We start from the raw sequence: 25,363 nt of genomic DNA on the forward strand, positions 1-25,363 counted from the left end.
GCGCCGGCAGCGGCCTGCGCTGCGGCGGCACTCAGTTGGCGCGGGTCAGCGTGCCCGGTGTCCAGCGATAGACCCACACGTGGCGGCCGGCGGGTGGGCAGGCCGGCCTGCCCTTGCCACGCTCGCACAGCCGCGGCTGTTTCCCGCTCTCGAAGCTGACACTGAGACGGTCGCCGTCCATCGTGATGGATTCGACCTCGCCGGGAATGTGCACGCTGGCATCGTCGGCATAGCCGGACGCGCGGATCAGCGCGTAGGTTTCGTCGTCGTAGGCGCTCTTGCCCGGCGTGGGAGCCTGCGCACGCCGATCACCCTCGCGCAGCGGCGTCATCACCACCAGCTCGTTGAGCAGCGCGGTGCTGCCGGGCGGCTGGGTGGCGGTGTACAGATAGACGATCTCGGGGCGGCCATCGCCATCCAGATCGGCATTGCCGGCCCACAGCGGGCGATAGTCGAACCGGCTGTCGGTGCCGGGATGCAGCCGCAACGAGGCCTCGGCGGTACGCCGGGCCTTGTCGTAGGTGATGGCTTCGGGCGCGGCCGTGGCATCGGCCGGCGCCTCCTTTGGCGGCTCGGCAGCCCACGCCGCCGGTCCCGCCAGCGTTGCCAGCAGCACGCACACCACCTGCACTGCGTGCGCCTGTGCTCGCCTCCGTTGCCGCATCCTGATGCTCCCTGTGGGTGGACTGTCGGGACGCGATCATCGCATACGCGGTGGCGTGGCCAAAGCCTGCTCCGCGCTCAGAACGCGCGTTCCCACTTCAGGCTCAGCAGGCTGCGGTCGTGGCTGTACAGCCAACCGACGCTGCTGTCGATGCGGGCGTAGCGCAGGCTCAGGCTGGGCACCAGGCCGGCCACCGCCAAGCGCTCGCTGCGCACGATCGCAATCACGTTCTGCTCGTCGTCCTGTCGTCGTGCCTCCAGCAGCGGGCTCCAGGCGTGGTAGTCACGCCTGCGCAGCGAAACGAACACGGTGGCGCTGGTTCCTGCCCACTGCCGCGCCGCCCCCAGGCGCAGGCCACGCTGGCGGTAGCCGTTGGCGGCGTCGGCGGCACGGCTGTCGCTGGCGTCGACGCCGGCGAACACCGTCCAGCGCGGGTTGAGCGCCCGGAACCAGGTGGCGTACAGCGCGCTCAGCTCGCCATCGTAGTTGGCCGCCAGGCCCGGCTGCCGGTAGCGCTGGCGCTTCCAGTCCGCTTCCAGCTTGAGCAGGCTGCGCGCGTCCAGCGCGAACTGCCATTCGCCATGCACGCCGCTGCCGCCCTGCAGGGCATGATTGCCCAGCGCCTGGTAGTCGTAGCTGGGGGCCAGCAGCAGCGTGTGGCGCGCAGTGCGCCAACTGTAGCCGGCCTGCACGCTGGCATTGAGTTCGTTGTAACCGCTGTGGCCGCGCCAGGCCTGGCCGAACGCCAGGCCCCGTACATACAGCCCATGATGGCCCGCCAGCACCCACCGGCGCTCGAGGCTGCCATCGAAGTCGGCGCCGCTGGCCGCCTGTGCCTCGGGCAACCTGCGTTCGATGAAGCAGGTTGCGCCATCACCGAACAGGCAGGTGCGGCTGGCGGAACTGCGGTTGACGTTGTCGCTCCAGGCCGGCCCGAGCGCCAGCGCGCCCTTCCACTGCTGCCGCGCGCGCAGCGCCTGCAGATAGCCCTGCACCCGCGCCCGCACGCCGGCGGTGGCAGGATCGTCGGCATCGATGCCCGCAGCGATGGCGGTGAACAGCCTGATCGCATCGGCATCGCGCTGGTCTTCGGCGTACACCCGGGCCAGCTCCAGTCGCGCCGGCAGGAACTGCGGCTGTGCGGCCAGCACTGCCTGGTACTCGGCCGCGGCCGCGGCATGCCGCCCCGACGCCCGTGCCAGCGCGCCCTGCGCGTAGTGGCGCAGCAACGGATCATGGTCGGGCAGTTCGATGTACTCGGCAAGGAAGGCGGCCACCGCCTGCCATTGCTGGTGCTGCAGCGACAGGTACAGCGCCTGCCCGAGGTCGTCGGCGGTGCGTTCAACCCGGTACTGCTGGCCGTCGATGGTCAGCGTGGGGCGCGCGCCTTCGGCCTGGCGCAGGCGCTGCCGGTCCTGCTGCTGGTGGCGCAGGTCGCTGCCCTGCTCCAGCACACGGCGCAGATCCTCCTGCTGCGCGCAGGCGTCCGCTGCCGGCCATGCCAGCAGCAGGAGGGCGAGAATGAGAGGGGGGCGCATGGTCATCCGGTGGGCACGATGCAACGGGCCGAAGCAGGGACTGGCGGATCGCGGCTTGTCCCTGCCCTGCCCCGTCAGGGGTGTGGCATCAGTTCTTGCTGCCGCCGAAGGCGGTGTCGTACTGGCTGTTGCCGGCGAAGGTGGCGATGCCGGCCAGGGTGGCCGCGTTGGCGCCGAAGAACTGGCCCTGGGTGCTGCCCGACACCGAGCCATTGGCCACTGCGGTACCGGCGAAAGAGGCATCCGCGCTGTTGATGGCGGCGGTGACGCCCACGGTCAACCCGCCCCCGGCGATCTGGCCACGCAACGAACCCGTGCCGAAGTCGGCGCGGAACGTACCGCTGAGCAGGTTGCTGCCGTTGAACCGGTTCAGGCCTGCCACGCTGTAGGTGGCCACCCCGGCCGGCAGGGTGGTGCCGGCCCGGTCACCGGCGAAGTACACCTGGCGGTTGTTGAAGCCACCGGCGGCGCCATCCTTGGACCATTCGCCGAACCAGACATCGCCACTGCCCACCTTGACGAAGTTGAAGTGGCCCATGCCGGCGTGGTTGCCCGGGGTGCCGGTGATCGGCATGGCCAGCGTACGCACGGTGGTGCCGTTGATGGTGGTCGGCGCCGAGTAGGCACTCAGGCCCTGGAAGTCCACGCGCATGCCGCCGGACACGGTGCCGACGCCGATGCCGGCCTTGCCGGCCGAGTGCGGGCCGCCATTGACCTGCGAGGCGCCGACGTTGACGTTGAGCTGCGGATCGGTGACGGCGCTGGCGGCGCCGACGATATCGGCCGCATGGGCGGCGCCGGCCAGCGCGAACGAGGCGGCGACGGCCAGCAGGGAACGGGAGATCGATTTCATGCAACTACTCCTTGGGTTGAGGGAACTACAGGTACAACGCGTGAATGCAGGGGAATCAGAAGCGCGCACTGAGCGCGAGCTTGAGCGTGCGGCCCGGTGCCGGCAGGGTGGAACGCGTGGCCGGGTCGACGTAGTAGCGGTTGCCGAGGTTGCTGCCGACCAGTTCGATGCTGGCGTTGGCGTGGAAGCGCCAGCGCGCATAGGCGTCGACGGTGGTGATGTTTCCCCAGGTGAACGGCACGTTCTGCCACAGCAGGCTGCTGCCGCCGGCCAGCAACCGGTCCCGGTACGCCTGCAGGTCCGGGTTGTCATGCCGCTGGTAATGCACGATGCGGCTGCCCAGTTCCAGCCGTTCGTCGAACAGGCGCGTGCCCAGCGAGAGGTTCATCGACAGCCTGGGGATCGCCTGGGTCAGCAGGTAACCGCCGACAAAGCCGTCCTGCACGCAGTTGGGTACCTGCCCGCGGTTGGGATCGAGCAGGACGGCGCTGCTTTCGTCGCAGACTTCGTTTTCCAGCGTGCGGCTGACCCCCAGGTCGGAGAAGAAGCGCCGATTGTCGAAGCGCGCCTGCAGTTCGACGCCCCGGATGGTCTGCTTGTCGATGTTGTCGAACAGGAAGTAGGCGTCGCGCTCGATCACATCACGGGTCTTGTGCACGAAGTAGCTGAGCCTGACGTCGGCATCGGTGCCTTCGGCAAACAGCCCGGACAGCGAGTGCACATAGCCGGCTTCGTAGTTGTAGGCGTGCTCGGGCTTGAGCGGATACAGCGGGTTGAGGCTGCTGGAGAACGCGATGGTGCTCTCGAACATGCTGGGGAAGCGCTTGGCTTCGGTGTAGCGCAGGTACAGGCGCGCGTCGGGCGAGAAATGCACGGTGGCCGAGAATGTCGGCAGCCACGCGTGGTCGCGGCGGCGGCTGTTCCGCGCCTGCACCGGCTGGCCCTGCACCGTGCTGAAGATGCTGCAGGTCTGGTCGCTGCCGAGCACCATCGGCAGCAGGCCCGGTATCGCGGCCACCTCGCCGTTGAGGCAGGGGTTGCCGGCGCGCGTGTAGTTGCCCTGCGCGTCGGGCTGCCAGGCGATGCGGTGCTCCACCGGCACCGGGGTTTCGTACTTGACCAGCAGGTTCCTCAACAGGTCATCGACCAGCGAGCCCATGCCGATGCTCTCCCAGAATTCGCGCTCGGCTTCCAGCGCATCGATCTCCGCCTGCAGGCTGGCCGGACGCGGCGGCAACGCATTGACCCGGTAGCGGGCTTCCCGGCTGCCGACGCTGGTGGTGAGCAGTTCGGGATGGTCCTGCAGGAAATCGTCGAAGGCCCAGTAGCGGCTGTAGCGCAGGCCCGCACCGAGGGTGAGGAACTCCACCGGGCGCCACTCCAGGCTCAGGTAGCCCTCGCCCTCCTGGCGGCGGCCGGCACGCGGGTACATGCGCCAACCGTCGCTGACCCCGAAGTACGGATCATCCGATCGCAGCCTCTCGTACTGCCAGTTGCCGCCCACGGTCAGGTCGAGGGTGGAATGCAGGGCGAAGCGGTTGCTCAGGGTCAGCCCGGTGCGGTCGTTGCGGGCATTGGCCAGCGCGGTGTTGCGCAGGATCGGGCTGCGTGCCGGATCCCAGTCCGGATTGCCGGAGGCGAAGTTGGGAAATCCACCGGCGGTGTAGGTGTCGCTGGTGGTCTGGGTCCGCCACAGGTTGGCACGCAGGTCCAGCCAGCGGCTGCCGGCCGGCTGCCACCGATACTCCAGGTTCCAGGCATCGGCATCGACCCGGCTGAGCGGCCACTGGATGCGCCCGTAATCCGGTGCGGACAGGATCCGCGACGGCATGATTTCGCCGTAGTGCGACAGCGTATGCCGCCAGGTGGCACGCAGCTGCTGGTCATCGCTGATCTGCCAGGTGCCCTTGAGCAGCCACGATTCCTGCTCGCTGGAGGTATTGGGCACTTCGTCGCCCGGTTTGAAGTGGCGGGCCAGCGTGGTGATGTAATCGACGCCCTGGTACTCGAACTGCTCGCGCGGCGGCTGGTCGTAGTAAGCGCTGCCCTGGTCCCCGGAGAAGTAGTTGCCGCGCTTGCGCCAAGCATAGGCCGCCATCAGCTCGGCGCGCTCGCCGCGCCAGCCCAGCGCCAGGCGCCAGGCCTGGTCGTCCCCCTCGAACGGGTTGTCGCCGCTGCGCGACTTCACCGGCACCACCAGGGTGCGGTCGGCATAGGGCGAGGCCGGCGAGGACTGCGGGAAGCCGTCCACGCTGCGGTAGTCCTGCCCGGTATGCAGGCGCGGCAGCCGTGGCGAGACCGCGTTGCTGCTGCCCTCGATCTTCAGCTCCCCGCCGAAGCGTTCATCGGCGTCGAGGATGTCATCGACGTCGAGGGTCTTGATGACCATGGCGCCACCGATGCCGGTATGCACATCACGCACCAGCGCCGGCCCCTTGATGACCTGGATGCCGCCGATCAGGTTGGGATCGATGTAGTTGCGGTTGCTGACCCCGTTGTAGCCCCGCCAGACGGTCAGCGCCTGCTCGCCGCCATCGATGCTGACCGGCACCCGCCCCGGCCCCTGGATGCCGCGGATGTTGAGGTCCAGTGCACCGCTGTTGCGCGCATCGCCGCTGAACACACCGACCAGATCCTTGACCACGTCGGCCGGGTTGGCGCCGCGGTAGCGCTCCACGCGCTCACGCCCGGAATAACCGGTGCTCAGGTCCAGCGCGTACACGTCGTCGTACCCCCAACGATCGCGTGTCTGGCCGCCGTTGGCCTGCAGCCGTCCCCCGACCTTCAGCGTGTCCAGGTGCACCACCCCATCCTGCGACGCTGCCACGGCATCGGCATCAGCGCTTGCCGGCTGCAGGCTCCAGGCGCCGTCCTGCTCCTGCTGTGCGCGCAGCCCGCTGTCGCGCAGCAGCTGCTGCAGCGCCTGTGCCGGGCTGTAATGCCCGTTCACCGCACGCGAGCGGCGCCCTTCCACCAGATCGCTGCGGAACACCACCTGCACCTGCGCCTGGCGGCCGAAGCTGCGCACGGCATCGGCCAGCGGCTGTTCCGGAATGGCATACGCCTGCGGGGCGGCGGCAGCCGCCTGGGCATTGGCGGCCGGCACCGCTGCCAGCGGAAGCAGTACGGTGGCGATGGACAGGGCCAGCAGGGTGGCGCGGCAATGGCGGGCAGATGCCGTAGACGGCATGAACGGTAACTCCTCAAGGGCGGCAGGACCCGGCGTGCATCGGGCGCGCCGGGTGCGTGTGGCTTGAGGAGAAACGCGGTTTCGCTCTGGCTATATCAGTAACGACAACGTGGAATCGGAACTGCCCACGGTTTTTTCCGATTCATCGCACAAGCATCCCTGCCGATCACCACACCAGCAGCGCACCGCCCGGAAGACGGCGTACGCGCAGGCCGGCCTGCTGGGCCACCGCCGCGATGGCCGGGTCGGGTTGCTGCAGGTGGAACAGCCCACTCACCGCCACCTGCGCGCCCTGCCCGCGCAGCACCCAGACCGGCGCTGCGCGATAGCGTGCCAGCTGTGCGATGGCCTCGGCGGCGGGCAGCTGGTCGATGCTGACCTCGCCCCGCCGCCACGGAGCGACCGCGTCCGCATCGATGCGCCGCAGCGGCTGTTGCCAGCGACCGCCGGCAAAGGCGCGCTGCTGCCCCGCATGCAGGCGCTGCACCGGGACCTGCCCGGGCCCGACCTCGACCTCTCCCTGACTGACCCCGGTGACCACGGTCGCGCCCTGCAGCGTCACGCTGAAGGCGGTGCCGATGTCACGGATCTCGCCACCGCCGGCCTCGACCCGGAACGGCCGCGCCTCATGCGCTACCTGGAACCAGGCCTGCCCGCGCAGCAGCTGTATGCGCCGCTGGTCCGCGCTGAACTCCACCGCCAACGCGGTGCCGGCATCGAGCACGGCGCTGCTGCCATCCTCCCACTGCACCGTACGCGGCGCGCTGCCGCTACGCACATCGCTGCGGGCCAGCAGCCAGGCATGCGGGGCGATGGCCACCGCCACCAGCACCGCCGCGGCACTGCCCAGCAGCCATGGCCATCGGCGCTGGGGTCGCAGCGGGCGCAGCGCCGGTTCGGCGGTCAGCCCGGGAAGCGCGGCCAGCACCTCCGGCCCCGCGGCATCGAGCGACTGCCAGAAATCGTTCTGCTGCTCCCATGCCAGCCGATGGCAGGGATCGGCCTGCAGCCAGCGCTGCAGGCGGCGTTGCTGACGCGGCGGCAGCGGACCGGCATTGCACCGCAGCACCCAGTGCAGGGCCTGCCTGGCCTGTCGCGGCGAGGGTGAGGACGGGTTCATGGTTGTAGCCTGCGGCACCGCGGGTGGGCGCGTTCTACAGCTGTGACACCGCAGTGGGCGGATTGCCCACGGCAATCGTCGGGCCTGTGCGATCCGATCATCGGTGGCTGCCCCGCTGGTGCTGCTGGATCAACAGCGCGGCACGCAGCACGTGCTTGCCGACCAGGCTCTTGGAAATGCCCAGGCGCAGGGCGATCTCGCGCTCGCTCAGGCCGAGATAGCGGTTGAGCACGAAGCACTCGCGCACCTGGGCCGGCAGCGCGAGGATGGTCTGGGTGATCTCGCGCAGCTGCGCCTGGTCCAGCGCCTGCGCCTCGCCATCGTGGCGGTCCTGCGCCACGTCCACCGCGTACTCGGCCATCGCGCGGCGTTCGCGCGCGTCGGCCTGGCTGCGGTTGAGCGCATGGTGGTAGGCCATGCGGTACAGATAGCCGCGCGGCTCCAGGATGGGCGGATCGCCGGGCACGCTGCTGGCCTTCAGGTACAGGTTCTGCAGCGTGTCTTCGGTGCTGGCCGGGTCAAGGTAGCGGCCGATGAAGCGGAACAACGCACGGCGTTCGCGGATCAGCAGTTCGATCAGCGCCAGGGCATTGGGGGACATGGGTGCCAAGGCCGGACCGGGGAATGATGGGCGTGATGGCGACGGTCCGAGCCGGGATTGTAGGCGTCCCGGCGCGATACCGCACCCCCGTTCAGCGACGTCGCCACAGGCAGGACCTTCGGCCTATGAAGATCTCGTGAAGATAGTGCTATGTTATATCGTCACATTTGTAGCGACCCCTTGCCATGTCCCGTTCCGTCCCCGCCCGCCGACTGTCCGGCGCGATCCTCCTTGCCCTGGCCCCCGCACTGGCAGCGGCAGCGGAGGCCCCTTCGCAACTGGATCCGATCGTGGTGACCGCCACTGCCACCGACCGCCTGGCCAGCGATGCGCCCGCCTCCATCAGCGTGATCACCCGTGAGCAGATCCAGCTGCGGCCGGTGCTGGATCTGGCCGACGCACTACGCGGCAGCCCGGGCGTGACGGTGGCCGGGGTCGGCTTCGGTCGCCGCGGCATCCGCATCCGCGGCATGGACCCGGGCTATACGCTGGTACTGCTGGACGGGCAGCGCGTCAGCGCGTCGGCCGATGCCATCGCCCACTCGGATTTCGATCTGGGCTGGCTGCCTGCCGCCGCGATCGAACGCATCGAAGTGGTGCGCGGCCCGATGTCCTCGCTGTACGGCTCGGAGGCGCTGGGCGGCGTGGTCAACGTGATCAGCCGCCGCGCCACCGATGACTGGCAGGGCAACCTGGTCTACAACGCCGGCGTGGTTGCCGGTGACCGCGGTGGCAACACGGCCCAGGCCGGCTTCTATGCGGGTGGCGCACTGCTCCCTGGCACGCTGGGCCTGAGCGTGTTTGCCGAACACCGGCAGAAGGATGCCACCCGCGATCCCACCGACGACCGCCTGGACGAACAGGAGGGGCGCCGTGCCAACACCGGGCGTGCGGTACTGACCTGGACGCCGGATGCGCATCAGCGCATTGACCTGTCGCACCTGCAGGGCAGCGAGGAACGACGCCGCCATGCGCTGCAGGCCGGTGCCGCACCCTATGAGTACGAGACCATCGACGACATCCGTCGCCGCCAGACCACGCTGAGCCATCAGGGCGACTGGGACTGGGGCCAGACCCGGGTCAGTGCCTACCGTGCGGTGCTGGACCGCGACAACCGTCGCGACCGCGGCGAGGCCTCGCGGCCGCAGCAGCTGACCGACCAGATCGTCGATGCGCGCGCCACCGTTGCACTGGGTGCACGCCACCGCGTCAGCGTCGGCGGCGAATGGCGGCGGCAGCAACTGGACGATGCCGCGGGTGCACGCTCCGGCCACCTGCAGTCCAACCAGAGCGCGCTGTTCATGCAGGACGAGATCCAGGTGAGCGACGCACTCTCGGTGGTTTTCGGCAGCCGCAGCGACCGCCACCCCGAGTTCGGCTGGCACCACAGCCCGCGCGCCTATGCGGTGTGGCATGCCACCGACGCGCTGACGATCAAGGGCGGCATCGGCAGCGGCTTCAAGGCACCGAGCCTGAAGCAACTGTCGCCGGAGTACTCCGCGGTGGGCGGCGGTGGGCGCTTCACCATTGTCGGCAACCCACAGTTGAAGCCGGAACAGACTACCAGTGCCGAATTGTCGGTTGCCTGGCAGCAGCAGCGCTGGTCGTTGCAGGCGACTGCGTTCCAGAACGACCTCAAGGACCTGATCCAGACCACCTGCGTACGTGCCTGCGGTGTACGCGGCCGCGAACTGCGCAACTACACCAATGTGGCCCGTGCACGCATCCGTGGCCTCGAGCTGACCGGCACCGCGCCGATCAGCGAGCATCTGTCCTTCGAGGCGAACTGGAGCTGGCTGGACCCACGCGACCGCCAGACCGGCCAATGGCTGCCGGAACGTCCGCGCCGCAGCGGTGCAACGGCGCTGAACTGGCAGCGCGGGCCGCTGCAGGCCGCCGTGCGCGGCGAGTACATCGGTCCACAGCAGCAGGTGGCCGGCAGCAGCCAGGTGACCCTGCCCGACTACTGGCTGTGGTCGCTGGACGCGCGCTGGCGCGTGACCGCGGCGGTGAGCGTGGTGGCCGGCATCGACAACCTGGCCGACAAGCGGCTGGACGAGACCGGTGCGCTGTACCCGTACCCGGAAACCGGCCGCTACGTGCATGCCGGCATCGAACTGGCGTTCTGACCATGCGCAGCGGGTGGACATGGCTGCTGCTCGGGTGGCTGATGCTTGGCACATCGGCCCGTGCCGAGCCCGACCCCTTGCGGGTGGAGGTGGTCAGCAGCAGCTTCGTGCTGCCCGCCAGGATCGCCCGCCTGGACGCGCTGGGCGCGCCTGCAGGCGTGCGCTTCCGGCAGCGCGTGGTGGACCCGGCGGCGGCGCTGCCCGCTGACTGGCCGGCGGGCGCCGACCTGGTGCTGCTGGACACGCCGCGACCGACGGATGTCGAACAGATCATGGCGGTGGTCGATGGCCCCTTGCAGAACGGCAAGGTGCCCTGGCTGCGTGTGGGCGGCGGTGCACCGGCCTCCGGCCACCTGTCCGCCGAGGTGGCGCGCAGCATCGCCGGCTACTACGGCAACGGTGGCGAGGCCAACATCCGCACGCTGGCGGCATACCTGCAGGCCTGGCGCAGCGGTGCCGGGGCCGACGGACTGCCGCCGCCGCAGGTGCTGCCGGCCACCGGCTACAGCACGGGTGGCAACCGGTGGCTGGACAGTCCACAGGCGTTGCAGGCGCAGTGGCAGCGCGATGGTCAGGCGACGTGGCCGAAAGTAGCCGTACTGATTTCCGGCAGCACGCTCAGCGGCATGCAGACCCAGGTGCTGGATGCACTGATCGAGGCCGGGCGCACGCGCAAGCTTGCGCTGTTCGGGGTCTGGTTCGATGCCGCCGCCGACGACGGCCTGCAGCAGGCGCTGCGCGGCATCGAAGTGGATGCGCTGGCCAACCTGACCCATCTGCAGAACGGCACCGCGCGTGCCGCCGAGTTCGCCACACTGGACGTGCCGGTGCTGCAGGCGCTGAACCATCGGCAAGGGGATGCGGATGACTGGCGCGCGGCGACCACCGGCATCCCGATGGCCACGCTGGCAACCTTCGTCGCCGTGCCCGAAGCCTGGGGCGCCGGTGATCCGATCGTGGTCTCGGCCAATGCGCGCGGTGAACTGCAGCCGATTCCCGAACAGATCGATGCGTTGGCCGCCAAGCTGCAGCGGCTGGCGGCGCTGCGCCACACCGCCGCGGCCGACAAACGGGTGGCGCTGCTGTTCTGGAATGCGCCGGACGGCGAACGCAACCTGTCCGCGTCGCATCTCAACGTGCCGCGCAGCATCGAGGCGCTGCTGCCGCGCCTGGCACAGGCCGGGTATTCGACGCAGCCGGTGGATGAAACGACCCTGATCGAACAGCTGCAGGCGCTGCTGGGAGGCTACTACCATCCCGAGCGGTTGGATGCGCTGCTCGACGCCGGGCTGGCCGATACCCTGCCGGTCGCCGACTACCGCCGCTGGCTGGCCACCCTGCCCGCTTCGCGCCGCGACGAACTGCGCGCGCAGTGGGGCGATCCTGCACACCACCCCGCGGTACGTCAGCGGCACGGACAGGCCGTGTTCGTGCTGCCGCGCCTGCGCCTGGGCAACCTGCTGCTGATGCCCCAGCCGCCACGCGCGGGCCGCATCGGCGAGGCCACCCACGATACGGCGTCGGTGCCGAGCCACTACTACCTGGCGGCGTACCTGTACCTGCGCCAGCGGTGGAAGGCCGATGCGCTGATCCACTTCGGTACCCACGGCACGCAGGAATGGACCCCGGGCAAGGACCGCGGCCTGTGGGCCGCCGATTATCCGTGGCTGGCGGTGGGCGAGCTGCCGGTGTTCTACCCGTACATCCAGGACAACGTCGGCGAGGCGATCCAGGCCAAGCGCCGTGGCCGTGCGGTGGTGGTCAGCCACCAGACCCCGCCGTTCGCGCCGTCCGGCCTGTACGACGAGCTGCGCGACCTGCACGCGGTGGTGCACGAACTGCAGCAGCTGGACCAGGGGCCGGTGCGTGATGCCACCGCCGCACGCCTGCGCACCCTGGCCACCGACAGTGGCATCGCCGCCGACCTGGGCTGGAGCGCGGTGGACATGCAGGCACGCTTCGAGAGTTTCCTGCCGGTGCTGCACGACCACCTGCATGAGCTGGCACGGCGCAACCTGCCACTGGGGCTGCATACCTTCGGCCAGCCGGCCTCGCCCGAGCACCGCCTGCTGATGGTGATGCAGCAGCTGGGGCCGGGCTATCTGAAAGCGCTGGGCGAGGATCCGACGGAGGCCACTGCCGTGGACTACCGGCAGATCCAGCAGGGCCTCGGCTATCGCACGCTGCTGCACCATCTGCGCGAAGGTGCGCCGATCGGCAGCGCCGCCACCCCTGACCTGCGCGCAGCGCTGCAGCGTGCCGCGCAACGGGATGCCGCTCTGGCCGATACACAGGAGATCGAATCGCTGCTGCATGGCCTAGGTGGTGGCTTCGTACTGCCCGGCGCCGGTGGCGACCCGATACGCACGCCGGAACTGCGCAGCGGCCGCAACCTGTTCGCGTTCGAGCCCGACCGCATTCCCACCCGCGCAGCGTTCGACACCGGCGAGCTCGCCCTGCAGCAGCTGTTGCAGGCCTATCGTGATGATCACAATGGGCAGCTGCCACGCAAACTCGCCATCAGCCTATGGTCGAGCGAGGCCATCCGCCACCTCGGCGTACTGGAGGCGCAGGTGCTGCACGCACTGGGCCTGCGCCCGCGCTGGGACAGTGGTGGCAAGGTGATCGCCCTGGACATCGTGCCCGATGCAGAACTGCAACGACCGCGCATCGATGTGGTGATCCAGGCCACCAGCGTCTACCGCGACCAGTTCGATCCGTTCCTGCGCCTGCTGGCCGGCGCCATCGCGCAACTGGCGGCGATGCCGGCCTCGTCCGGCAACCCGGTTGCCGCCAATGCACTCGCCTTGCAACAGCGCCTGCAGCACGACGGCGTCGCTGCGGACCAGGCGCAGCGCCTGTCGCGCCTGCGCATCTTCAGCAATGCGTCCGGCGAGTATGGCAGCGGCCTCAATCACGCCGTGCTGGAGCGTAGCGGCGCGGCGGGCAAGGACGATGCGGCGCTGGCCAGCGGCTTCCTGGATCGCCTGCAGCACGGCTACGGCAGTGACGGCCAGGCGACCGCCCTGCCCGGCGGCAACCTGTTCGCCGAACAGCTGCGCGGCGTGCAGGCGGCGGTGCTGTCGCGCTCCTCCAACACCCATGGGCTGCTCAGCACCGACCATCCCTTCGAGTATCTGGGCGGGCTGGCACTGGCCGTGCGTCACCTCGACGGTGCCAGCCCGGCACTGTACGTCTCCGACCTGCGCGAACCGGCACCGCGCACGCGCAGCACCGCACGCTTCCTGGCCGATGAGCTGCGCGCGCGGACGCTCAATCCGCAATGGATCGGTGCGATGCAGGCCGAAGGCTATGCCGGCACACTGGAGGTACTGAAGAGCGTCGACAACCTGTTCGGCTGGCAGGTCACCGCGCCCCAGACCGTCCGCGCCGACCAGTGGCAGGCGGTGCACGACACCTTCGTGCGCGACAGCCGCCAGCTGGGCCTGGCGCAGTGGTTCGAGCAACACAACGCCAGCGCGCAGGTGCAGATGATCGAGCGCCTGCAGGAAGCGATCAGGCGCGGCTACTGGCAAGCCGATGATCGCACCCGTGCTGAGCTGCAGGCGCGGCTGCAGCAGCTGCAGGCCTGGTCAGCGCCGGAACCGGCACCGACGCAGGCACATCCCGGCTACGGGCTCAGCCGCGCGGCGGCCACCCCACCGGCACCCGATGCCGCTGCCTCCGTCACCCCAGAACCCGCCACCGTCGAACAGGCCTCTGCCCCCTCACCCAGGGTGCGAGGCCAGGTGATGCGGCAGCTGCCGCCGCCGGCGCCGCACTCACCTGCCACGCGCTGGGCACTCGCCGTGCTGCTGGCCCTGCTCGGCGCAGGCGCGGTGCTGCAGGCGCGGCGCAACGCTCGGCACGCCAGCCCTTCCACGTCTCCTTCCAACCCGGCTTCCGCATGAACGCGCTTGAATCCACGCTCTACGATCTCTCCCACCTGTTCCTCGCTCCGGTCCTGCTGCTGATCCTGCTGTCGCTGGCCTATGCCTTTCTCAGCTTCGGCGCCTTCCTCTGGGAAGGACTGCAGCGCCGCCGCGGCCGCCACCGGCCTGAGCTGCTGGCCTGGCAGGCCCGCCATGGCGGCTGCAGCGACGATCTGGAACTGCATATCCTCAAGCGCCTGGAAGGCCTGCGCATCGTCTCGCGCACTGCACCGATGCTGGGGCTGGTGGCGACCATGATCCCGATGGGTCCTGCCCTGCTGGCGCTGACCCGCAGCGATGCCCAGGGCGTGGGCGAAAACATGGTGGTGGCCTTCTCGTCGGTGATCCTGGCCCTGGTCGCCGCCAGCCTGACCTATCTGGTGCTGACCGTGCGCCGGCGCTGGCTGCTGCAGGAACTGCGCCAGTTCGAACGCCGGCAGGAGGTGCACTGATGCGCTTCCTGGATGACGACGAGGCCGACGACCCGATCCTGTCGGTGGTGAACCTGATCGACCTGTTCCTGGTGGTCACCGGCATCCTGATGATCGTGATCGTGCGCAATCCGCTCAATCCGTTCACCAGCCAGGACGTGACCGTGATCGAGAACCCGGGCCAGGCCGACATGCGCATTACCGTCAAGCAGGGTGAGGAACTGACCCGCTACCAGTCCACCGGCGAGATCGGCGAAGGCGGCGGGATCAAGGCCGGCGTGACCTATCGGTTGCCGGATGGGCGCATGGTGTACGTGCCGGAGGGGGCCCCCCCGGCCCGGTAGATCCACGCCGTGCGTGGATGACGGATCTAGGGTTCCTGCAACGCCTCGAAGCGCTCGGCGAGGTAATCGATCAACGCACGCACCGCCGGCAGCAGCCCGCGTCGCGACGGAATGGTTACCAGGTGTTCGCGGTCATCGACGCGCCCGGTACCTACTCGAAGATGGCCGAGGAGATCACCCTGGCCCGCGTGGTGCAGGCCGGCGTGGTGCCGATGGACACCGCCGCGGTCGCCTCGGAGATCCAGCGCAGCTGGAACCGCGACGATGCCCAGCAATGGGCCGAGGTCTACACGAAGATCTTCCCGAACCACCGGTTGCTGATCGAGAGCTACCTGAAGGCACAGGACGTGCAGAAGAACCAGGAGCCGCTGGATTCGCAGCGCGGCTGAGCCGATCTCGGGTTATGCAAGGTGCTGGAGGCCACAGGCGTCCAGTTCTCGTACGATTGCACGGTGTGATGACATGGCGGCGCGGGCCCTGGCGGGCGCCGCCTTCCGGAGCAGTCGAGCATGGCTCGACACCACAATTGGATCGGTCGGGCATGGCTCGGCGCTGCAGACAGATGGAGAACGTGATGGCCTACGCACGCATTGTTTCGACCGCGGACAATTACCTGCACCACATCAGCAATGGCAGCTTCGACGTGGATGCGGACGAACCCGCCTCGCTGGGCGGCCAGGGCAAGGGCTTTGCACCGTTCGATCTGTATCTGGCTTCGCTGGCGGCGTGCACCGCCATCACGCTGCGCATGTACGCACAGCGCAAGGGCTGGGACCTGGGTGAGTTCCATGCCGAACTGCGCTCGGAGCGCGACGCGGACGGGCGCTTCCATGTGCACCGCGTGCTGCATGCCAGCGCCGCGTTGAGCGATGCGCAGTGGCAGCGGTTGCTGGAAGTGGTCGAGAAGACGCCGGTGACGCTGGTGATGCGCGAGGGTGCGCGGATCACCAGTGAGCGCGGGGGCGCAGCGTAGCCCTATCCACGCGTCGCCTGGATCTACAGAGCCGGGCCCCTGCCCGGCTCCACGGACAGGTCAGCGGCGTGAATGCAGCACGGTGCGCTGGCGCATGGCGTTGAACTCCTGTTCCACCTGCACGATGTCGTCGGCCTGGAAACCGGCGGCGTCCAGCAGCTGGTTCGCCGCCGCCGCGGCCAGGGGATCGTCGCCGCGCTCGCGCCAGCAGCGCGACGGCAGGAAATAACCGACTTCGCTGCGCCCCCGCATGATCACCACCGGCCGCCCGGCGTACAGCAGGAACTCGGCCAGATGCTGGCGCAACCCCTCGACCGACACGTAGGCGGGCCCGGCGCCCAGCATCTGGCTGGACGGGTCAGGGCTTTCAAACAGTTTGCGACGGCTCATCCACTCCTCCTGTGTGCAACGCGGGGTCTCCTTTCCTTAGACGGGCGCATCGCTGCGCCCCCGCCATTGTCTGCGTGACCGCGATCACGCTGTCCGCTCAGAACCCGGTATTGAACTCCAGCTGGAACACATCGATGGACAGCGGCGGACCCGAGACCTCCTTGGCCGCCATCCACTTGCCGCTGATCCAGGTGCGCGCATCCAGCGCATAGGCGCCGCCGACGTAGTAGCCGCGTGCATTGGTGCCGCCGAGGTGGAAGTTCGGATCGTTGTAGGCGTCGGGCAGCGCATCGGCCTCGATCCGCTTGTAGCCCAGCAGCGCCTGCCACTGGCCCGGCTCCTTCAGCTCGGCCGCACCAAAGGTGGCCTGCAGCATCCAGGCGGTATCGCCGCTGCGGAAGGTATCGATGCTGGCGGTGCCGCCGGCGCCGAAGTTGTTGACGATGCCGTTGTTGGCACGGGCGAACATCGCCTGCTTGTCGTAGGCCAGATTGCGGATGTAGTCCGCATCCAGGCGCAGCCCGATGTCCTGGGCCAGCTGGGTGTCCCAGCGCAGGTTGAAGGTGGCCAGGCGGAATGCCGAGGCCAGGCCCACGTACTGCGGGGTGGGCGTGTTGGCCGGGTCCAGCGGATTGCGGGCGATGTCGCGGATCAGCATCAGGGTGTTGCCCTTCTGCATGAACGCCGGCCGCGACCAGTCGGTATCGCAGCCGACCGCGCCGGCGTACAGCGCACACGGCGAGGACAGGCGGCCGCTGATGTTCTTGAAGTCGTAGTAGCCCAACGCCGCGCGCAGCGCGTTGTCATCGTTGAAGCGCCAGTTCACGCCCACCTGCGCGCCGGACAGCCACTTGTTCTCGTTCGGCGTCTTGACCCGGCTCTGGCTGGGCGAGCTGTCCGAGGTGTATTCCAGCGGTACCACGGCGAGATTGCCGAACAGGCCCACCTCGCCGCCGGCCAGATCGTACTGCAGGTTGGCCGCCAGGCCGTCGAAGTTCAGGTCGTTGGAGAACAGCGTATCGCTGGTCCAGAACGGGTTGCCGAAGCGGCCGCCGCGCACGCTCACCCAATCTGCCGGGCTGTAGGCCAGCCAGGCCTGGTCGAGCCACACATCCTTCTTGCTCAGGCCGCCGCCGAGCTGCTCGGTGGTCGACACCGGACCATTGCTGCTGCCACTGGCCAGGCGCACGCCGGCGGTGGTGTGCTGGCCGATGCTGGCTTCGATGCCCAGCCGGGCGCGGATGCGCCACAGGTTGCGGCGGTCCTGGCGGGTGTTGAGCAGCGGTGGCAGCTGCAGGTTGGTATTGGTATTGGTATCGAAGCCGCTGCCGGCGTTGATCGAGGCCCAGTTGGTCTCGATGTCACTGTTGCGTTCGGAGTAGAAGCGCGACTCGCTGCGCACGCGCATGTCGCCGCTGATCCTGATGCGCTTCGTCCATTCGGCCACTTCGTTCGGCGCCGCCCAGCCCTCCGACTTCGCCTGCGCCATCACCTCCTGGCGCACTTCGTCGCGGATGCCGTCGCGGACGCTCTGCGGCACGTAGGGCACGCGCACGTCGCCGGCTTCCAGCGCGACAACGCCCGTGCTGGCCGGCGCGGCGGAGGCGGCCGTGCGTTGTGCGGCGGCGGCTTCCGCCTCGGCCTGCACCAGCAGCGCCTGGCCGTCTTCCGGCTTCAGTGCACCGCTGGCGATCAGGCCGCGGATCAGCTTGACCATGGTGGTTTCAGCCGCCATCGCACCGGCCGGCGCGGCCAGGCTGAGCAGCACGGCGCAGCACAGCAGCGCCCGTCGGGCCGGCCGCGGGCGGCGGGAGTCGGTTCGTGCGCGGACGTGGTCGTTCATCACGGTTCTCATCGAAAGAAGGGAAATCACGGAAGTCAGGAATCAGGCCCCGGGCCGGCGGCCCTGGATCAGGACGCGGGCGGGGAAATCAAGCGAGGGCGGCGGTACCTGGTCGACCTTGCCGATCTGCCGCAGCGCGTCGAGCACGGCCGCGTCGGCCTCTTCATTGCCGCTGCCGCGCACCAGTTCGACCTTCTCGAGGCGACCATCGGCGGCCAGCCACACATTGACCTGCAGCTGGAACGCCAGGCGCCGGACCTTGGCATCGCGCGAGATCGCCTGCTGCATCAGGTAGCCGAGGTAGCGGCCGTAGCTGGCATTGCCGGCGCCGCCGCGACCCACGCCGGACGAACCGCCGCCGCTGCCGGACTGGATGCCGAAGTTGTCCCCGCCGGCCTGGGCATCAGCGTTCATCGTCACCGGGTCGCTGTTGTCGGGCGTGGGTGTCGGCGCTTCGGCCGGCGTCGGCGGTTCCAGCGGTTCGGGCTCGGGCACGGTCTCCTCCGGCGGCGTCTCCGGCTCCGGCGGTTGTTCCGGTGGCGGCGGCGGGGGTGGCGGGGGCGGCGGCAACGCCAGCATCGGCGGCTGCACGACCGGGCGGCGCGTGCTGGCGGTGTCGGTGAACAGCCACCACCACAGCGCCACGCCCAGCACCAGCAGCGCAACCAGCACCAGGGCCAGGGTCACCAGCAGCGGCCGGCCACGCATGCCGGGCTCCTGCCGTGGGGGTTGATGTCCGGCCATGCCTCAGCCCTGCGCCTTGCCGGTGACCAGCCCGACCTGGGCCAGTTCCAGGCGGCGCAGCAGGTCCAGCACTTCGACCACGCGCGCGTACTGCACCTGCGCGTCGCCGCGCACGATCACCGGGAAGTCCGGCGTGGTGGCGCGCTCGGTACGCAGCCGGTCCTCGAGCTCGGCCATCGTCACCGGGTAGGCATCCAGGAACACCTGGCCGCTGGGATCGATGGTGATCGCCTTGGTCTTCGGCTTTTCCAGTGCAACGCTGTTGCTGGCTTTCGGCAGATTCACCTCGATGCCGGGAATGGACGCGTTGCTGGTCAGGATGAAGATCACCAGCACCACCAGCAGCACGTCGACGAAGGGCGTCACGTTGATGCCCTTCTCGCGCTTCTTGATGCCGAACTTCGCCTTCTGGCCCATGGCGCGCCCCTCAGCCCTGCACCGCAGCCGGGCCGCGCCCGTCCTGCTCTTCGGCCAGGCGCGCAGCGAACTCGTCGATGAACACCGCCATGTCGGCACCGATGGCCTCGGCGCGCGCGCCCAGCCAGTTGTAGCCGAACAGTGCCGGGATCGCGACGCCCAGACCGGCGGCGGTACACAGCAGTGCGGCGGCCATGCCCGGCGCCACCGAATTGATGTCCACCGCGCCGGCCATCGCCGCCACCACAAACACCAGCATGATGCCGATCACCGTACCGAACAGCCCCACATAGGGAGCACCCTCGATGGTGGTGGACAGCCAGTTCATGCGCCGCGCCATCGCTTCCTGTTCGCGCACCATCACCGCATCCATCGAGGCGCGGATCGCGGCGATGGTGGCCGCGCTCAGGTAGCCGCTGCTGCCATCGCGCTGATGGCGCTGCTGCATCTCGTCGATGGCCACCTGGTAGATGCGCCACAGCGAACCCTCGTGCATCGTGGTCGGCGCCTTGCCTTGCCGGTCCAGGTCGGCCAGCGTGCGCAGCGGCACGCCGGACAGCTTGCCGAAGGTTTCGGTGAACACCGCATTGGCCTTGCTGGTGCGGCCGAAGTGACGGCTCTTGGCGATCATGATCGCCCACGACATCAGCATCATCAGGCCAAGAATGGCGACCACCACCCAGGCGTCGAACGGCATCGCCTTGAGGATGAAGCCGAAGTGGCTCTGCCCTGCCGACTGCTCGTCGGCACCGTAGCTGACCAGGCGCGAATCGGCGCCCTGGGCCGTGGCATCGGCCAGCAGCAGCGCAGCCGGGCGGGCAACCCGCGAGATGCGCAGTTCGTCCAGCGCACCCTGGAAGTTGGCCAGCGGCTGTGCCGCACCCGGTGCGTCGGCGCCGACCACGGGCGCCGTGGTCAGCGCCGGCAGTTCGCCACTCAACTGCGCGACCGCGCGGCCATTGAGGTACAGCTGCAACGAACCACCGCCAGCGGTCAGCGCGACATGCGCCCACTGCCCTTCCGGAATCGGCTGTGCCGGCGTGCTGCGCTGACCGTTGAGCTGCACGAACGGCACACGGTTCTCGATGCCCAGCACCAGCTCGGATGCCCCGTCACGACGGGCGTAGATCGCCTGCGCGCCGGCCTCGCTGCCGGGCTTGATCCATGCCGACACCGTCAACGGCGCGCCCGCCTCCTGTGCCAGCGACGCACTGGCCGGCAGCGGCAGCGGCACCGTGCCCAGCTGGATGCCACGCCCGATCACCGTGCCATCCGCTGCAGGCACCACCGCGCCGGCGTTGTTGCCATAGGCGGTGGTATCGCGGGCCGGCGCGTTGGCGTCGGCGAAGTGGTAGACGAGGGTGTAGTCCGGATCGAACACCTGCTGGCCGTTGCCGCTGGCCGGCGCCTTGTCGTTGCCGTAGTACATCCAGATCGTCTGCGGTGCTGCGGCGGTGACCGCCGGCACATCCACCCAGACCAGGGCCAGGTTCTGGCCCGGGTCGAACTGTTCGATCTGATGGGCCAGCACGGTGCGGCCATCGCCTGAGACGAAACGCAGGTCGCTGCCCGCATCCTGGGTGCCGTCGAAGCCGAAGTTGCCGGCGTGCAGCCGCAGCAGCAGCGGCGTACGCCCGGGGTCACCGGCCAGGCCGGCGCCCTGCGGGCCGGCGTCGACGGTGATCGGCTTGCGGTACTTCCATTCGGCCTGCCACCAATTGGCATCGGCCGCAGCGGCGGGCAACGCGACCAGCGCGGCCAGCAGCAGCAACACTCGGGAAAGCAAACGGTCCATGCGAGGGGTCTCCGGAGAACGCATGTTCAAGGGAAGGATCAGTAGCTGGTGCTGATGTTGAAATGCAGGCGCGGGTCGTCCTTGCGCGTCACCGGGCCATCGGCATACGGCCAGGCATAGTCCAGGCGAAGCTGCAGGTGTTCGCCCAGGCGCAGCTGCGCGCCGAGGCCGACCGAGGCCAGGTTGTACTTGTCGCGCTGCTCGGGCAGTGGCTGGCGCAGGCGCAGATAGGCCGCGTCGGCGAAGCTGTACAGCCGCAGGTCGGTGCCGCTCCACAGCGACCAGGCAGGGCTGCGCCATTCCAGGTTGGCCAGGCCGCCGTAGTCGCCGATCGCCTCGGCCGACAGGTAGCCGCGCACGGTGTACATGCCACCGGCGGCGAACTGCTCGGCCGACACCAGCGGCGCATCGGTGACCTGCAGCGAGCCACGCGCATACCACTGCCAGTCATTGCCGAAGGTATGGGTATTGGACACGTCGGCCTTGAAGGCCACGAAGCTCGGGTCGGCCCAGTAGCGCTTCTGGCCGAAGTCGGTGCTGTCGCTGCCATAGCCGAACAGGCGGCGGGTACCGGCCACCAGCTGGCTGCTGATGCTCAGCTGGTCATGCTCGCCCTGGCGCACACCGACGAAGGCCAGGGTGATCGGCGCGTACTTCAGCGGTGTCTTCAGGCTGTCCTCGCCGACCTGGGTGTCCTCCTCGGTGTCCTTGAAGTCCACGCCGAGGCTGAGCTGGCGCCACCAGTGGCTGCTGCCGGCCAACCGGTAGTTGAGCCGGAGGCCGACCGAATGGCCGTTGCCGATCACGTTGGTACCCGAGCCGACGCCGCCCTGCCCACCGGCATTCAACACGCGGCTGTCGGAGGTGTAGCCGGAGGCTTCCAGGCTCCATGGCGTGCCTTCGAAGGGCATCGTGTACGACGCGGACAGCACCTTGGCCTGGTCGGTGTCCTCTGGCGCGAGAAACACGCCGAGGGTCGCGCTGTGGCCGCGCCGCCACAGATTGTCGTACGCCAGCGACGCGCTCAGGCGCAGCTTCTCGGTGTCGGCGCTGTGGTCGTTGTTCAGCGCTGCGCTGGCCCGCCACGGCGACTTCTCTTCCACCTGCAGGTCGACATCCATGGTGCCGGGCACTTCGCCCTCGCGGACCAGCGGCATCACCTGGCGGCGACCGCCTTCGTTCAGTGCGGTCAGTTCCTTCTGCGCCTGGTTGAAATCCGGCACCGTGCCCTGCGCCAGCGCCGGCACGCGTTCGCGGATGCGCTCCGGCGAGGTCTGGCGGGCGCCCACCACGCGCAGCTGCCCGATCGGCGTCTGCTGCACCTTCAGCAGCACGACGCCGCCGCTGACCTGCTGTTCGGGCAGTTCCACGTAGACCGACTGGTAGCCCGCCTGCTGGTAGAGCGCATTGACCGCATCGCGCGCCTTCTCCACGTCGGCCAGGGTCCTGCCCGGACCGAGGAACGGTTCCACCGCGCGTTCGATCTGGCGCGCATCGAGCACGGTGTTGCCGCGCACGATGTACTCATTGATGTTCACCGTGGGCGCCGGCTTCGGCGCCGCGTCCTGCGCCCACCCCGGCAGGGGCGAAGCGGCAAGCGCCAGCAGCAACGGATGCAAGCGCAGCGGGAGGCGGTCGGCACGGCACTGGACTGGAGTCATCGAAGGCATCGCGTCGTTTCGAAGGAGTGGCCGTGGAGCGGCGCGTGGGTCTACCAACAGGACGTGCAGGCCACGTCAAAACCGCCAACAGTTTTGTGACAGGACTGTCATCTGTTGACAGCCACCGAACGGTCGCCGGCGGACACTGCACGCGACATCCGTCCTCATTGCAGAACGCGCGCGTGGCCGCCGGAGAACCGACATGAACCTGACCCCGTGGATGCAGCGCGGTGCGGCGCTGGCGCTGGCACTGGCAAGCTGCGGTGTGCACGCCGCCGAGGCAGCGAAGCCGGAGCAGGCTGCAGCGTGCATCGAGGTGCAGGTCAACGGCGAGCGCATTCCGGCCTGGGAGTGCCTGCAGCGCAAGCTGGCACCGGTGCCGGCCGCCGCCCGGGCGCCGGCGCTGCCCGAGGCCGAGCGCCTGATGCGGCAGCCCGGCAACCAGCTGATGCAGTACAACCTGGAAGGAACCCGCCAGCGCATGGGTGATGCGTTCGGCCATTCGGTGGTGCCGCAGCGTCCGGCACGCTGAGCACCTATCAGTGCCGCCCCAGCGCCGCTGCGGGCACGATGCCATCGGTCGGCAACGCAGGCAGCGTGGGCACCGGCAACGCGCGTGTCTGACCGGCCTGCTGCAGTTCCACCGCGTCGGCGCGGATGCTGGACAGCACCGTGGAAGGGCCCAGGCGCTGCCCCGGCGCAAAGGCCTCGGCCGGGCGTCCGTCCACCGCCAGCAGCGCCAGCGGCGCGTGTTCGCCGGCCATTACCCCCAGCACCACCACGTCGGTCTGTACCGCGCCCGGTGACAGCAGGCGCACCAGCGGCGCACTGGCCGTGGCATCGAACGGCGGCGGCGTGGCGCTGGCCGCCACCGGGGTGGCCGCGGCCGGCGGTGCCGACGCGGACAGGACCACGCTCCAATAGGCGACGACCGCCAGCAGCAGCGTCGCCGCGAGCAGGGTCAACATGCGGTTGCGGTCCCAGCGCCTGCCATCCATGTTCTGCACCATCGCCACGTTCGTGTCCGCTCACGCTAGCAGGCGGCGCTGACGCTTTTGTTTCATCATGCGCGCCTACGCTGGCAGGCATCGGCAAGGACTGGAGGCGATGTCGATGCAGCGCGCCCCGCGTGGCTTCACCCTGATCGAACTGATGGTGGTGCTGGTCATCATCGGCATCTGCACGGCCGGCATCGGGCTGGGCCTGGGCAGCCTGCTCGACCCGGCCCGGCAGCTGCGCCAGGAGGCGGAGCAGCTGGCCCAGCGCCTGCAGGTGGCGCGTGACGAAGCGCGCATCGATGGCCGCCCGCTGCGCTGGCAGGCCGATGCCGAGGGCTACCGTTTCAGCCGCCGCGAAGGCAGCCGATGGGTGGACCTGCACCGCGACGATCTGCTGCGTCCGCAGCACTGGCGCGCCGCCGGCATCACCGTCCAGCCCCGTGCGGCGATCGAACTGAGCCCGGAGTGGATCGGCGTGCCCTGGGAACTGGCGCTGTCGCTGGACGGCCGCCAGCTGCGTCTTCGTGATGATGGCAGCGGACAGTTGCAGGTCGTGCAGTGAAGCAGAACGCGCAGGGGTTCACCCTGATCGAGGTGCTGATCGCCCTGGCGATCGTCTCGATCGCATTGGCGGCGGTGATGCGCTCGGTGGCCGTGGCCACTGATGACCAGTCACGCCTGCGCGACCGGCGCCTGGCGCTGCTGTGCGCGCAGGACCGTTGGCAGGAACTGCGGCTGGCCGCGCAGCCGCCGGCAACCGCGCGCGTGCCGTGTGTGCAGGGGCGGACCCGCTTCCTGGTGCAGCAGCAGCTGGGCACCGGCGCCGACGGACAGCCACAGCTGGACCTGAGCGTGGTGGCCGACGATGCACCGGCACAGCTGCTGTCGCGCCTGCAGGTGCCGTGGACACCCGCCCCATGAGGCGCGCCGCCGCGGGGTTCACCCTCATCGAAGTGATGATCGCCATCACCATCATGGGCGTGCTGGCGGTGATCTGCTGGCGTGCGCTGGACAGCGTGGCCAACAGTGACCAGCGGCTGCGCCGCGCCGACGCCGAGACCACCGCCGCGCTGCGTGTACTGCAGCAGTTCCAGCGCGACATCGAACTGCGCGCGGACGACGCGCTGATGAATGGCGCGGTGCGACCGGCCGACCAGCCGCAGCGGCTGCTGCCGCCGTCACTGGTCAGCGAGCGGCGGCCCGATGGCAGCTTCGCGCTGGAGATCACCCGCAGCGTTGGCAGTGACGGCCTGCACTGGCAGCGGGTGCGCTGGTGGCGGCAGGGCAGCACGCTGTGGCGGGCCAGTGGTGCGCCATCGGACCGCTATCCGCTGCCGGCACCGGTACCGGCGCGCGGGCTGGCGGTCGCGCGCGATGTGCAGCGCTTCGAGGTCCGCGCCTGGCAGCCCGGGACCGGCTGGGCCGTGTTGCCCGGTGCGGGCGAGGTATTGCCGGCGACCGGGCTGGAGCTGCGGCTGGGACTGCGTGACCCGCGCGGGCCGTTGAGCTACCGCCGCGTGCTGGAGTTGTAGTCGGCGCAGGAGGGCGAACATCGTAACCGCCGGCTGGCCTGCAGTGCGTGCAGTGTGCTGGCCCGCCGCATCCGCGCAGGGCGTGGCGCCAGCACCGCTCCTCCCCACCTGCCGCCGAGCGCTCTCCCGCGCCCGGCGGCGCCGTGCCGGTGGTCCTCACCGCCGATGGCTGCTCCCTGCCCTCCGTGCCGTCCTGGCTGGGGCCGCC

23 protein-coding genes are annotated in these 25,363 nt (G+C 69.4%); 10 read left to right on the top strand and 13 right to left on the bottom strand.

Annotated features, from left to right (window positions below):
• Positions 1–31: 31 nt before the first annotated feature.
• From Q5Z10_RS12100 to Q5Z10_RS12125, 6 genes are all read right to left on the bottom strand, one after another.
• Complete coding sequence (locus Q5Z10_RS12100) at positions 32–664, bottom strand: hypothetical protein (protein ID WP_303635680.1); 633 nt, start codon at positions 662–664, stop codon at positions 32–34.
• 77 nt (positions 665–741) lie between these two features.
• Complete coding sequence (locus Q5Z10_RS12105; protein ID WP_303635681.1) at positions 742–2,202, bottom strand: surface lipoprotein assembly modifier; 1,461 nt, start codon at positions 2,200–2,202, stop codon at positions 742–744.
• Between the two features lie 88 nt (positions 2,203–2,290).
• On the bottom strand, positions 2,291–3,055 hold the full coding sequence (locus Q5Z10_RS12110; RefSeq protein ID WP_303635682.1) for a Slam-dependent surface lipoprotein: 765 nt from the start codon (positions 3,053–3,055) through the stop codon (positions 2,291–2,293).
• A 55-nt stretch (positions 3,056–3,110) separates the two neighbouring features.
• Entirely contained in the window at positions 3,111–6,245 is a 3,135-nt protein-coding gene (locus Q5Z10_RS12115) for a TonB-dependent receptor (RefSeq protein ID WP_303635683.1), read from the bottom strand.
• Positions 6,246–6,411: 166 nt separating this feature from the next.
• Positions 6,412–7,365 carry a FecR family protein gene (locus Q5Z10_RS12120; protein WP_303635684.1) on the bottom strand — a complete coding sequence of 318 codons (954 nt, stop codon included), beginning with the start codon at positions 7,363–7,365 and terminating at the stop codon, positions 6,412–6,414.
• A gap of 97 nt (positions 7,366–7,462) precedes the next feature.
• Complete coding sequence (locus Q5Z10_RS12125; protein ID WP_303635685.1) at positions 7,463–7,966, bottom strand: RNA polymerase sigma factor; 504 nt, start codon at positions 7,964–7,966, stop codon at positions 7,463–7,465.
• Positions 7,967–8,151: 185 nt separating this feature from the next.
• Between Q5Z10_RS12125 and Q5Z10_RS12130 the strand changes: the two genes are divergently transcribed.
• From Q5Z10_RS12130 to Q5Z10_RS12155, 6 genes are all read left to right on the top strand, one after another.
• Complete coding sequence (locus Q5Z10_RS12130; protein WP_303635686.1) at positions 8,152–10,095, top strand: TonB-dependent receptor domain-containing protein; 1,944 nt, start codon at positions 8,152–8,154, stop codon at positions 10,093–10,095.
• A 41-nt stretch (positions 10,096–10,136) separates the two neighbouring features.
• On the top strand, positions 10,137–14,006 hold the full coding sequence (gene cobN, locus Q5Z10_RS12135) for a cobaltochelatase subunit CobN (RefSeq protein WP_303635687.1): 3,870 nt from the start codon (positions 10,137–10,139) through the stop codon (positions 14,004–14,006).
• The gene (locus Q5Z10_RS12140; protein WP_303635688.1) at positions 14,003–14,479 is read left to right on the top strand and encodes a MotA/TolQ/ExbB proton channel family protein; all 477 of its coding nucleotides are present in this window, start codon (positions 14,003–14,005) and stop codon (positions 14,477–14,479) included. The genes cobN and Q5Z10_RS12140 overlap by 4 nt, the downstream gene beginning before the upstream one ends.
• On the top strand, positions 14,479–14,802 hold the full coding sequence (locus Q5Z10_RS12145) for a DUF2149 domain-containing protein (protein ID WP_303635689.1): 324 nt from the start codon (positions 14,479–14,481) through the stop codon (positions 14,800–14,802). The genes Q5Z10_RS12140 and Q5Z10_RS12145 overlap by 1 nt, the downstream gene beginning before the upstream one ends.
• Positions 14,803–14,924: 122 nt before the next feature.
• A complete protein-coding gene (locus Q5Z10_RS12150; protein ID WP_303635690.1) occupies positions 14,925–15,191 on the top strand; it encodes a cysteine hydrolase family protein in 267 nt (88 codons plus the stop codon).
• A gap of 185 nt (positions 15,192–15,376) precedes the next feature.
• A complete protein-coding gene (locus Q5Z10_RS12155; RefSeq protein ID WP_303635691.1) occupies positions 15,377–15,775 on the top strand; it encodes an OsmC family protein in 399 nt (132 codons plus the stop codon).
• 60 nt (positions 15,776–15,835) lie between these two features.
• On the opposite strand, the gene Q5Z10_RS12160 is transcribed toward Q5Z10_RS12155, so the two are convergent.
• From Q5Z10_RS12160 to Q5Z10_RS12185, 6 genes are all read right to left on the bottom strand, one after another.
• A complete protein-coding gene (locus Q5Z10_RS12160) occupies positions 15,836–16,165 on the bottom strand; it encodes a hypothetical protein (RefSeq protein WP_303635692.1) in 330 nt (109 codons plus the stop codon).
• 97 nt (positions 16,166–16,262) lie between these two features.
• Positions 16,263–18,008 carry a putative porin gene (locus Q5Z10_RS12165; RefSeq protein WP_303635693.1) on the bottom strand — a complete coding sequence of 582 codons (1,746 nt, stop codon included), beginning with the start codon at positions 18,006–18,008 and terminating at the stop codon, positions 16,263–16,265.
• A gap of 42 nt (positions 18,009–18,050) precedes the next feature.
• Positions 18,051–18,716 carry a cell envelope integrity protein TolA gene (gene tolA / locus Q5Z10_RS12170; RefSeq protein WP_303635694.1) on the bottom strand — a complete coding sequence of 222 codons (666 nt, stop codon included), beginning with the start codon at positions 18,714–18,716 and terminating at the stop codon, positions 18,051–18,053.
• A 39-nt stretch (positions 18,717–18,755) separates the two neighbouring features.
• A complete protein-coding gene (locus Q5Z10_RS12175) occupies positions 18,756–19,169 on the bottom strand; it encodes an ExbD/TolR family protein (RefSeq protein WP_005409874.1) in 414 nt (137 codons plus the stop codon).
• A 10-nt stretch (positions 19,170–19,179) separates the two neighbouring features.
• Positions 19,180–20,964, bottom strand: coding sequence for a DUF2341 domain-containing protein (locus Q5Z10_RS12180; protein WP_303635695.1), 1,785 nt, complete (start codon positions 20,962–20,964; stop codon positions 19,180–19,182).
• A 38-nt stretch (positions 20,965–21,002) separates the two neighbouring features.
• Entirely contained in the window at positions 21,003–22,625 is a 1,623-nt protein-coding gene (locus Q5Z10_RS12185) for a ShlB/FhaC/HecB family hemolysin secretion/activation protein (RefSeq protein WP_303635696.1), read from the bottom strand.
• A 202-nt stretch (positions 22,626–22,827) separates the two neighbouring features.
• On the opposite strand from Q5Z10_RS12185, the gene Q5Z10_RS12190 reads away from it, so the two are divergent.
• Positions 22,828–23,157 (top strand): hypothetical protein, encoded by a 330-nt coding sequence (locus Q5Z10_RS12190; RefSeq protein WP_303635697.1) that lies wholly within the window; start codon positions 22,828–22,830, stop codon positions 23,155–23,157.
• Positions 23,158–23,164: 7 nt separating this feature from the next.
• Here Q5Z10_RS12190 and Q5Z10_RS12195 read toward each other — a convergent pair whose 3' ends face one another.
• Positions 23,165–23,623, bottom strand: coding sequence for a general secretion pathway protein (locus Q5Z10_RS12195; RefSeq protein ID WP_303635698.1), 459 nt, complete (start codon positions 23,621–23,623; stop codon positions 23,165–23,167).
• Between the two features lie 115 nt (positions 23,624–23,738).
• Between Q5Z10_RS12195 and gspH the strand changes: the two genes are divergently transcribed.
• From gspH to Q5Z10_RS12210, 3 genes are read left to right on the top strand one after another with little or no spacing between them, the layout of a single operon-like run.
• Positions 23,739–24,185, top strand: coding sequence for a type II secretion system minor pseudopilin GspH (gene gspH, locus Q5Z10_RS12200; RefSeq protein ID WP_345783990.1), 447 nt, complete (start codon positions 23,739–23,741; stop codon positions 24,183–24,185).
• Positions 24,182–24,544: a type II secretion system minor pseudopilin GspI gene (gene gspI, locus Q5Z10_RS12205; RefSeq protein WP_303635700.1), complete on the top strand. Its 363-nt coding sequence runs from the start codon at positions 24,182–24,184 to the stop codon at positions 24,542–24,544. Before gspH ends, gspI begins: the two co-directional genes overlap by 4 nt.
• Positions 24,541–25,155 carry a PulJ/GspJ family protein gene (locus Q5Z10_RS12210; protein WP_303635701.1) on the top strand — a complete coding sequence of 205 codons (615 nt, stop codon included), beginning with the start codon at positions 24,541–24,543 and terminating at the stop codon, positions 25,153–25,155. Before gspI ends, Q5Z10_RS12210 begins: the two co-directional genes overlap by 4 nt.
• Positions 25,156–25,363: the final 208 nt, after the last annotated feature.

Source organism: Stenotrophomonas sp. 704A1, from assembly GCF_030549525.1.
Classification (GTDB): Bacteria; Pseudomonadota; Gammaproteobacteria; order Xanthomonadales; family Xanthomonadaceae; genus Stenotrophomonas; species Stenotrophomonas tuberculopleuritidis.

Excerpts from the sequence above, each read along its gene's own strand:
- cobN (WP_303635687.1), top strand. The coding sequence starts at position 10,137 with ATGCTTGGCACATCGGCCCGTGCCGAGCCCGACCCCTTGCGGGTGGAG.
- Q5Z10_RS12210 (WP_303635701.1), top strand. The coding sequence starts at position 24,541 with ATGAGGCGCGCCGCCGCGGGGTTCACCCTCATCGAAGTGATGATCGCC.
- tolA (WP_303635694.1), bottom strand. The coding sequence starts at position 18,716 with ATGCGTGGCCGGCCGCTGCTGGTGACCCTGGCCCTGGTGCTGGTTGCG.
- Q5Z10_RS12120 (WP_303635684.1), bottom strand. The coding sequence starts at position 7,365 with ATGAACCCGTCCTCACCCTCGCCGCGACAGGCCAGGCAGGCCCTGCAC.
- Q5Z10_RS12185 (WP_303635696.1), bottom strand. The coding sequence starts at position 22,625 with ATGACTCCAGTCCAGTGCCGTGCCGACCGCCTCCCGCTGCGCTTGCAT.
- Q5Z10_RS12155 (WP_303635691.1), top strand. The coding sequence starts at position 15,377 with ATGGCCTACGCACGCATTGTTTCGACCGCGGACAATTACCTGCACCAC.
- Q5Z10_RS12165 (WP_303635693.1), bottom strand. The coding sequence starts at position 18,008 with ATGAACGACCACGTCCGCGCACGAACCGACTCCCGCCGCCCGCGGCCG.
- gspH (WP_345783990.1), top strand. The coding sequence starts at position 23,739 with ATGCAGCGCGCCCCGCGTGGCTTCACCCTGATCGAACTGATGGTGGTG.
- Q5Z10_RS12145 (WP_303635689.1), top strand. The coding sequence starts at position 14,479 with ATGCGCTTCCTGGATGACGACGAGGCCGACGACCCGATCCTGTCGGTG.
- Q5Z10_RS12190 (WP_303635697.1), top strand. The coding sequence starts at position 22,828 with ATGAACCTGACCCCGTGGATGCAGCGCGGTGCGGCGCTGGCGCTGGCA.
- Q5Z10_RS12180 (WP_303635695.1), bottom strand. The coding sequence starts at position 20,964 with ATGGACCGTTTGCTTTCCCGAGTGTTGCTGCTGCTGGCCGCGCTGGTC.
- Q5Z10_RS12130 (WP_303635686.1), top strand. The coding sequence starts at position 8,152 with ATGTCCCGTTCCGTCCCCGCCCGCCGACTGTCCGGCGCGATCCTCCTT.
- Q5Z10_RS12125 (WP_303635685.1), bottom strand. The coding sequence starts at position 7,966 with ATGTCCCCCAATGCCCTGGCGCTGATCGAACTGCTGATCCGCGAACGC.
- Q5Z10_RS12195 (WP_303635698.1), bottom strand. The coding sequence starts at position 23,623 with ATGGATGGCAGGCGCTGGGACCGCAACCGCATGTTGACCCTGCTCGCG.
- Q5Z10_RS12110 (WP_303635682.1), bottom strand. The coding sequence starts at position 3,055 with ATGAAATCGATCTCCCGTTCCCTGCTGGCCGTCGCCGCCTCGTTCGCG.
- Q5Z10_RS12105 (WP_303635681.1), bottom strand. The coding sequence starts at position 2,202 with ATGCGCCCCCCTCTCATTCTCGCCCTCCTGCTGCTGGCATGGCCGGCA.
- Q5Z10_RS12115 (WP_303635683.1), bottom strand. The coding sequence starts at position 6,245 with ATGCCGTCTACGGCATCTGCCCGCCATTGCCGCGCCACCCTGCTGGCC.
- Q5Z10_RS12175 (WP_005409874.1), bottom strand. The coding sequence starts at position 19,169 with ATGGGCCAGAAGGCGAAGTTCGGCATCAAGAAGCGCGAGAAGGGCATC.
- Q5Z10_RS12140 (WP_303635688.1), top strand. The coding sequence starts at position 14,003 with ATGAACGCGCTTGAATCCACGCTCTACGATCTCTCCCACCTGTTCCTC.
- Q5Z10_RS12160 (WP_303635692.1), bottom strand. The coding sequence starts at position 16,165 with ATGAGCCGTCGCAAACTGTTTGAAAGCCCTGACCCGTCCAGCCAGATG.
- Q5Z10_RS12100 (WP_303635680.1), bottom strand. The coding sequence starts at position 664 with ATGCGGCAACGGAGGCGAGCACAGGCGCACGCAGTGCAGGTGGTGTGC.